Source organism: Sphingomonas sp. (genome assembly GCF_031380695.1).
Taxonomy (GTDB): Bacteria; Pseudomonadota; Alphaproteobacteria; order Sphingomonadales; family Sphingomonadaceae; genus Sphingomicrobium.
In genome coordinates this window covers 1-2,098 of sequence record NZ_JANMWY010000125.1, presented here as the reverse complement: position 1 = coordinate 2,098, position 2,098 = coordinate 1, and the positions used below count along the sequence as shown (strand labels likewise).

Sequence of the window (2,098 nt, the reverse complement as noted above, 5' to 3'; positions counted from 1 at the left end):
ATTCGTCGCGCGCCTTCATTCGCGAGATGGGCAAGTGGCTGTGCGACGGCAACGGCAAGAAGGACAACAGCCTGGTCAAGCTCGCCTACGAGCATGACGTGCCGATCTTCTGCCCGGCGTTCGTCGATTCATCGGCCGGGTTCGGGCTGGTCAAGCATCAGGTCGACCGGATGAAGGCGGGCAAGCCGTACATTGTGCTCGACGCGATCGCCGACTTTCGCGAGCTGACCGACATCAAGATCAAGGCGGGGACGACCGGCCTGCTGATGATCGGCGGCGGCGTGCCCAAGAACTTCACCCAGGACACGGTCGTGTGCGCGGAGATTCTTGGTCATCACGACGTCGAGGTTCACAAGTACGCCGTGCAGATCACGGTCGCCGACGTCCGCGATGGGGCCTGTTCCTCGTCGACGCTGCAGGAAGCGGCAAGCTGGGGTAAGGTCTCGACCGCGAAGGAGCAGATGGTGTTCGCCGAGGCGACATCGGTGCTGCCGTTGCTGGCAAGCGACGCGTGGCACCGTGGCGCGTGGAAGACGCGGGCGAAGCGGGCGTTTGCGAAGATGTTCGACTGAATGCGAAGCGGGTTGCGTTTCTGACCGAAACTGATCACTCTTCCCAGATTCAGGGGGAGAAATACCATGACTAACAGCCCATTGCTCGCACCGATCGTCGCCCTCGTTGCCTGGTCGATCCTGATCCTGTTCTGGATGGTCATCGTCCGGCTGCCGGCAATGAAAAAGGCCGGCATCGACCTCAACACTCGCGTCGGCAGCACGCCCGGCGCGCTCGATGGCGCTATCGACGCCAAGGCGCAGTGGAAGGCGCATAATTATATCCACCTGATGGAGCAGCCGACGATCTTCTACGCGATCGTCTTCGCACTGATCCTGATGGGCGCTGACTACAGGCTCAATGTCCTGCTAGCTTGGGGCTATGTGGCCCTGCGCATCGCGCACAGCATCGTCCAGGCGACGTGGAACCGCATCCTGGCGCGCTTCATCCTGTTCGCGCTGTCGACGCTCTGCCTGCTCGGCCTCACCCTGCACGCCGCGATACAGCTTCTCCACGGCTGAAGCTGGCGGCCAGTTCTACATGGGTCGACCAGCGGAACTGGCCGACCGGTTGAACCCAATTGAGGTGATAGCCGCCCTTCGCGAGTACTGCGGCGTCGCGGGCGAAGGTGGCGGGGTTACAGCTAACGTAGGCGATGCGGGCAACGGTCGAGACGGCAAGCGTGCCGACCTGCTCGAACGCCCCGGCGCGCGGTGGGTCAAGGACGACGGCGTCGAAGGCGCCGAGTTCGCTGGGCTGATACGGGTTGCGGTAGAGGTCGCGGTGGGCGGCGGTAACGGTGCGCCCGGCCCGGCTCGCCGCGGCTTTAAGCGAGTGAATTGCCTCGCGCGACGCTTCGGCGGCGGTGATGTCGCCGTCGAGTGCCAGCGCGAAGGTGCCGAGGCCCGCGAACAGGTCCGCGGTGCGGGGCGATCCGCCGATTGCCTCGATCACGGCGGCGATGAGAGCGGCCTCCCCGTCGCGCGTCGCCTGCAGGAAGGCTCCGACCGGCAGCGCGACCGAAACCCCTGACAGGGTTACGGTCGCCGGAACCGGCTCATAGCGGACCTCAGCGCCATAGCCTTCATCGAGACTGAGCCGGGCGAGGCGGTGCTTCTCGCCGAATGCGGTCAGCGCTTCGGCCGCTGCCAGCCCTTCCGCCTCGACCCCGGCGAGCGCGACATCGACCCCTTGGTCGGCGAGCGTCAGCTGGATCGTCGCCATGCGGTTGGGCTTGAGCATCGTCGCGAGTAGTCCGCGCAGGGGCCGGATCAGCGCGAACAGCGCGGTCGCGAGGACGTGACACTCGGTCAGGTCGACCACCCGCTTCGATGCCGCCTCGTGAAAGCCGATCGCCACCCCGCCGCCCGAGCGCAGCGCGTGGAGGCTGGCGCGGCGGCGGCTGCGTGGGGTTGAGAGCAATGCTGGGCGGACTTCGCAGGCGAGGGCGTGCTGGGCGAGGGCACCGGTGATGCGGTCCTCGCAATAGGTGGCAAAGGCGGCATCGGTGAGGTGCTGCAGCCGGCACCCGCCGCACTCGGGAAAG

The 2,098-nt window shown here is 66.0% G+C and carries 3 protein-coding genes; 2 read left to right on the top strand and 1 reads right to left on the bottom strand.

Features of this window, described 5'->3' with window-relative positions:
• Together RMN84_RS04575 and RMN84_RS04570 are read left to right on the top strand one after the other, a co-directional pair.
• Positions 1–572, top strand: a 572-nt coding sequence (locus RMN84_RS04575; RefSeq protein ID WP_309611019.1) for a deoxyhypusine synthase family protein, incomplete at its 5' end; no start/stop codon positions are given.
• Between the two features lie 66 nt (positions 573–638).
• Positions 639–1,073: an MAPEG family protein gene (locus tag RMN84_RS04570; RefSeq protein WP_309611018.1), complete on the top strand. Its 435-nt coding sequence runs from the start codon at positions 639–641 to the stop codon at positions 1,071–1,073.
• On the opposite strand, the gene RMN84_RS04565 is transcribed toward RMN84_RS04570, so the two are convergent.
• On the bottom strand, positions 1,036–2,098 hold a 1,063-nt coding region (locus RMN84_RS04565), incomplete at its 5' end, for a class I SAM-dependent RNA methyltransferase (protein WP_309611017.1). The two genes, RMN84_RS04570 and RMN84_RS04565, sit on opposite strands and share 38 nt — an antisense overlap.